Origin of the sequence: Aestuariivirga sp., from assembly GCF_037139295.1 — a bacterium.
In the GTDB taxonomy this organism is placed as follows: domain Bacteria; phylum Pseudomonadota; class Alphaproteobacteria; order Rhizobiales; family Aestuariivirgaceae; genus Aestuariivirga.
On sequence record NZ_JBAXGR010000046.1, the window covers coordinates 22651 to 28731 of the forward strand.

Here is a 6081-nt window from a genome sequence, read left to right on the forward strand (position 1 = left end):
TTCTTAAGGACACCAATAGAGCGTCACGGGGGCGGCACCGCGCAGCACGGCGCGCACCGGCATGTCTTCCTCAGGGCCTTCGGCCAGCGCCTGCTTCAGCACCTGCTGCTTTTCAGCACCTTCGATGTGGAGTGCCAGGCGGCCTGCCTCTTCCAGAACGGGGAGCGTGAAGGTGAGGCGCGGTTCGCCGGCACCGGGTGCCGTGATGGCGATGAGGCGCTTGGGCGTCCCGGCATCGATCGCTTCGGCCAGCGTGTCACCGCCGGGGAAGAACGAAGCGGTGTGGCCGTCGTTGCCCATGCCCAGCACGGCGACGTCGAAGGCGGGGATCTTCGCGGCATCCGGATTGTCCACCAGCGGCACGAAGCGCGCGGCGGCGGCCTTGTTCTGCAACAGGTATTCGCGCACGAGGCGGGCATTGGAGCGCTCGGAGGTTTCCGGCACCTGGCGCTCGTCGACCAGCGTCACGCTCACGCGGCTCCACGCAATGTCGATCTGCGACAACTTCTCGAAGAACAGCTTGGGTGTCGTCCCGCCGGAGACGGCGAGCGTCGCCTTGCCCTTGGCCTCGATGGCGCGGGCCAGCTCATCGGCCACGTCACGTGCCAAGGTCTCGGCCAGCGCCTCGCGGGCTTCGAAGATGCGTTCGGCTTCAATCAATGTCCTGATCCTCGTACCATGTGCGGCCGTCGCGTTCGATCAGCGCCACGGCGGAGGAGGGCCCCCATGTGCCCGCCGTATAGGGTTTCGGCAGTTCGGATGATGCGGACCAGGCATCAAGCACCGGGTCGATCCACGACCACGCCGCCTCGACCTCGTCGCGGCGCATGAACAGCGCCTGGTTGCCGCGCACCACATCCATGATGAGCCGCTCATAGGCATCCGGATTGCGCACGTTGAAGGCGTCCGCAAAGCTCATGTCGAGCGGCACGTTGGAGAGCCGCATGCCGCCCGGGCCGGGATCCTTGATCATCAGCCACAGCTTCACGCCCTCATCGGGCTGCAGGCGAATGACGAGCCGGTTGGGCGCAATCGGCCCCGCCTGCCCGTCGAACACCGAATGCGGGATCGGCTTGAAGGTGACGACGATCTCGGACACGCGCGCCGGCAAACGCTTGCCGGTGCGGAGGTAGAAGGGAACCCCCGCCCAGCGCCAGTTGGCGATCTCGGCCTTCAGCGCCACAAAGGTCTCGGTCTTGGACGTCGAGGTGTCGAGCTCCTCGAGATAGCCCTTCACGGCTTGCGCATTGGCGGCACCGGCGCGATACTGCCCGCGAACGGTGGCGTTGGGCACGGCTTCCGCGGTGATCGGCTTCAGCGACTTCAGCACCTTCAGCTTCTCGTCGCGCAGTGCATCGGCCTGGGTGGAGGTCGGGGGTTCCATGGCCACCAGACACAGGAGCTGCAGCATGTGGTTCTGCACCATGTCGCGCAAGGCACCGGCGGTGTCGTAGTAGCCCGCACGGCCCTCGACGCCCAGCGTCTCGGCCACGGTGATCTGCACATGATCGATGTGGCCCGAGTTCCACACGGGCTCGAACAGCGCATTGGCAAAGCGCAGCGCCATCAGGTTCTGCACCGTCTCTTTGCCGAGGTAATGGTCGATGCGGTAGATCTGCGGTTCCTTGAACACCTTGCCGACCTGCTCGTTCAGGGTGTGTGCCGACTCGCCCGACTTGCCGAGCGGCTTCTCGATGACGACCCGGGTGCGCGGCGTCACCAGATGGTGGGCAGAGAGCTTATCGCAGATCGACCCGAACAGGTCTGGCCCCACCGCGAGGTAGAAGACGCGGATGCGCTCGGCCTCGGGCTTCAGCAGATGCCCGAGATCGGCCCAGCCGGCGTCCTGTACCGCATCCGCCGTCACATAGCTCAGCCGCTCGAGGAAGCGCGCCATCATCTCGGGCGGCCGGTCGGCCGCCGCGACATGGTCCTCGATGGCCTTGCGGCCGAAGGCCCGGAATTCTTCAGTGGTCATGGCCCGGCGCGAACAGCCGATGATGCGCGATCCGGGCGGGATCTGGCCGGCCAGGTCGCGGTGGAACAGCGCCGGCAGCAGCTTGCGCTGGGAGAGGTCGCCCGTGGCGCCGAAGACCACGAGGTCGAACAGCTCCACCGGGATGATGCGCGGGGTCATTGAAAATCTTTCCGCCGTGTTTGATGTGCGCCGCTCAAATAGCGTCTTTCGATTACGAGTCAATGAAGGCGGCAATACGTCAGGGCAAGTGATTTATTGCAATCCTCAACAAAATGGCCCATGATTGCTGAAAAATCAGCAGGTTGGGAGGGTGCCATGATCCTGTGCTGCGGCGAGGCGTTGATCGATTTTCTGCCTGGAAAAACGCCAGAAGGGACCGCTGCCTATGAACCGGTCTGCGGCGGCTCGGTCTACAACACGGCGATCGCGCTGGGCCGCCTCGGTGTGCCGGTCGGCCTGTTCACCGGGCTTTCCACCGACTTCTTCGGAGACATGCTGCGGGACGGCCTCAAGGCCTCCAAGGTCAGCCTCGCCTTCATCAAGGACTGGGACAAGCCCTCGACGCTGGCCTTCGTCAAGCTCACCAAGGGCCACGCCCGCTATTCCTTCTTCGACGACAATTCGGCCGGCCGCATGCTCACGAAGCGCGACTTGCCCAAGCTGGCAAGCAAGGTGCAGGCGCTGCACTTCGGCTCCATCAGCCTCATCCCGGAGCCCGGCGGTGACACGCTGGAAGCGTTGATGAAGCGCGAGGCGAAGTCGCGTGTCATCTGCCTCGACCCCAACATCCGCCCTGGCATGATCAAGGATCGCCGCAAGCACATGGCCCGCCTCACCCGCATGATTGCCATGGCCGACATCGTGAAGGTGTCGGACGAGGACGTGGCCTGGATGACGGCTAAGGACGATGCCGCCGCCGCCGCCAAGAAGTGGCTGAAGCTCGGTGCCAAGCTGGTCGTCGTCACGCGCGGCGGCAAGGGCGTCGAAGCCTTCACCACGCAGGGCTTCATGACCATGGCCGCGCAGAAGGTGAAGGTCGCCGACACGGTAGGGGCAGGCGACACCTTCACCGCCGGGTTGCTCACGGCCCTTCGCGCCATGAAACTCCTCGACAAGAAGAAGCTTTCAGCGCTGAAGGCCGAGGACCTCGCGCTGGCGCTCGGCTTCGCCGCCAAGGCCGCGTCGATCACCTGCTCAAGGCCGGGCGCAAACCCGCCATGGGCACGGGAGATGGTGTAGCGCGCCAACACCCATCACCAACCACATCCTCCAACACTCATCATCGCCGGGCTTGTCCCGGCGATCCTTTTTGGCGGCCCGGAAAAGGGTGCCCGGAACAAGCCCGGGCATGATGACATGTGGGGGCGGGGCCACGTGGCTCCCTTGACATTCCCTCCGCCGCCGCCGAGGTGATCGGGCCATGGATTTCCCCGTCGACCAGATCATCCCGCAGCTCTCGGAAGCCCTCGCCACGGGCCCCGCCGCCTTGCTCGTCGCCGAACCCGGCGCGGGCAAGACGACGCGCGTGCCGTTGAAGCTCATCGATGCGCCGTGGCTCAAGGGCCAGAAGATCGTGATGCTCGAGCCGCGCCGCCTCGCCGCGCGCAACGCTGCGCACCGCATGGCGGAAACGCTGGGCGAGGAGGTGGGCGGCACGGTGGGCTATACCGTGCGCCTCGAGCGCCGTGTTTCGGCGAAGACCCGCATCGAGGTCGTCACCGAAGGCATCCTCACGCGCCGCCTGCAGCAGGACCCGGAACTTTCCGGCACCGGCCTCGTCATCTTCGATGAATTCCACGAACGCTCGCTCGACGCCGACTTCGGCTTGGCCTTGACACTCGACATCCAGCGCGGGCTTCGCGACGATCTCAAGATCCTCGTCATGTCCGCCACGCTCGATGCCGCGCGCGTCGCGGCGCATCTGGGCGATGCACCCGTCATCGATGCCCCGGGCCGCGTCTTCCCCGTGGAGACGCGCCACCTCGACAAGGCCCAGCGCCAGACCATCTCGGCCGATGCCCTGCGCGCTGTCCATCGCGCGCTGGATGAGACGGACAAATCCATCCTCGTCTTCCTGCCCGGCGAGGCTGAAATCCGCCGCACCGAGGACGCGCTCAATGCGTCCGGCCTGCCACGTAACACCGTGGTCCGCCCGCTCTATGGCGCCATGAGCTTCGCCGAGCAGGACGCGGCGATCCGCCCGTCGCCTCCGGGCGAGCGCAAGATCGTGCTTGCCACCACCATCGCGGAAACCAGCCTGACGATCGATGGCATTGGCGCCGTCGTCGACTGCGGCTTCAAGCGCGTGCCGCGCTTCGACCCGGCTACGGGCATGACAGCGCTCGAAACCGTGCGCGTCTCGCTCGCCAGCGCTGACCAGCGCCGCGGCCGCGCAGGCCGCCTGGGGCCGGGCGTCGGCTATCGACTGTGGCCCGAGGCCGAATCGCGTGCGCTCAAAGCCCATGACGATCCGGAAATCTTCGTCGCCGATTTGGCACCCCTGGTGCTGGAACTCGCCGCCTGGGGCGTCACTGACCCGAAATCGCTGCCCTGGCTCGACCCGCCCCCCGCTGCTCCCTTCGCCCAGGCACAGGACCTGCTGAGGCGCCTCGAAGCGCTGGATGTCGAGAACAAGATCACCGCCATGGGCAAGCAGATGGTGAAGCTGCCGCTGCACCCGCGCCTCGCCCACATGGTGGTGAAAGGACACAGCGCGCTCGCCGCCGACCTCGCCGCCATGCTGTCGGAGCGTGACGGGCTGCCGCGCGATGCGGGCAGCGACATCACATCGCGCCTCTCCGCCATCCGTGGCGGCGCGCGGGATCGCATCCGCCAGACCGCAAAGCAGATCCGCCAGATCGCGGGTATCAAGGACGAGGATGGCGACGTCAGCCCCGGCGTGCTCGTCGCCTACGCCTTCCCGGACCGCATCGCCCAGCGGCGCGGCGGCGACCGGCGCTATCGCCTGTCGGGCGGCGGCGGCGCGGTGCTGCCCGAGCATGACGCGCTGGTGACACAGGATTTCCTCGCGGTGGCGACGACAGACGGCGCGTCGGGCGACCAGAAGATCTACCTCGCGGCTCCACTGTCGCTGAAGGAAATCGAGGAACATTTCCGCGATCAGATCGAATCCCGCGACGGCGTCTTCTGGGACAGCCGCGCAAAAGCGGTGAGTGCCTCCAAGTCCCGCCGCCTCGGCGCGCTGGTGCTGGAGGAAAAGCCTTCGACCAACGCCGACCCCACGCTCATCGCCGAGGCCATGACCGAAGGCGTGCGCGAGATGGGCTTGGCCGCCCTGCCATGGACGGAGGGTGCGAAAATCCTCCGCGCCCGCGTCATGTTCCTCCGCCGCCTCTTCCCGGAAGAAGGCTGGCCGGACCTCTCCGACGAAGCACTGCTCGCAAATCTGTCCGACTGGCTCGCGCCCTATCTCGCCGGCATCAGCCGCAAGGCGCATCTCGATCGCCTCGACATGCACCAGATCATCCAGTCGCTCATCCCGCATGAACTCGCCCGCAAGATGGACCGCCTCGCGCCCGTCAGGATCGAGGTGCCATCGGGCGCCGACGCCCGCATCGATTACGAGACGGAGGGTGACCCCGTGCTGCGCGTCCGCCTGCAGGAAATGTTCGGTCTCGCCAAGACGCCTGCCATCGCCGAAGGCCGCAGCCCCTTGCGCATCGAACTGCTGTCCCCCGCCGGAAGGCCCTTGGCCGTCACCCAGTCGCTCGAAACCTTCTGGACCAACGGTTATCCTTCGGTGCGCTCCGACATGCGCGGGAGATACCCCAAGCACGCCTGGCCCGAAGACCCGCTGAATGCGGCGCCTGTGAAGCCAAGAAGGCTGCGGTAATCGTGGGTGACGGCGGGAGAGGGTGCCTCCCTCAACTCACCATACGCGGGCTTGGCCCGCGTATCGTTTTCGCCGCCCCGCAAACGATGCCGGAGCAAGCCCCCGCATGATGGGCATTGGTGACGTCTTCTCCCGCTCCCTCAGGGGAGAAGAAGGGACCCGTTGCGAAACGCAACGGGGAGAATAGGGGAAGCTAGGCACAGAGGCAGCCAAGTGCGAGCGGGCTTTCCCTCACCTCCCCCAACTGCGT

4 protein-coding genes are annotated in these 6081 nt (G+C 66.3%); 2 read left to right on the forward strand and 2 right to left on the reverse strand.

Features of this window, described 5'->3' with window-relative positions:
• Nucleotides 1-3 precede the first annotated feature (3 nt).
• Entirely contained in the window at nucleotides 4-657 is a 654-nt protein-coding gene (gene pgl / locus WCJ41_RS12765; protein ID WP_336906211.1) for a 6-phosphogluconolactonase, read from the reverse strand.
• Nucleotides 653-2137, reverse strand: coding sequence for a glucose-6-phosphate dehydrogenase (gene zwf, locus WCJ41_RS12770; RefSeq protein WP_336906207.1), 1485 nt, complete (start codon nucleotides 2135-2137; stop codon nucleotides 653-655). Before zwf ends, pgl begins: the two co-directional genes overlap by 5 nt.
• A 156-nt stretch (nucleotides 2138-2293) precedes the next feature.
• Here zwf and WCJ41_RS12775 point away from each other — a divergent pair, with 156 nt between their 5' ends.
• The gene (locus tag WCJ41_RS12775; RefSeq protein WP_336906208.1) at nucleotides 2294-3217 is read left to right on the forward strand and encodes a carbohydrate kinase; all 924 of its coding nucleotides are present in this window, start codon (nucleotides 2294-2296) and stop codon (nucleotides 3215-3217) included.
• A gap of 181 nt (nucleotides 3218-3398) precedes the next feature.
• Nucleotides 3399-5831: an ATP-dependent helicase HrpB gene (gene hrpB / locus WCJ41_RS12780; RefSeq protein WP_336906209.1), complete on the forward strand. Its 2433-nt coding sequence runs from the start codon at nucleotides 3399-3401 to the stop codon at nucleotides 5829-5831.
• Nucleotides 5832-6081: the final 250 nt, after the last annotated feature.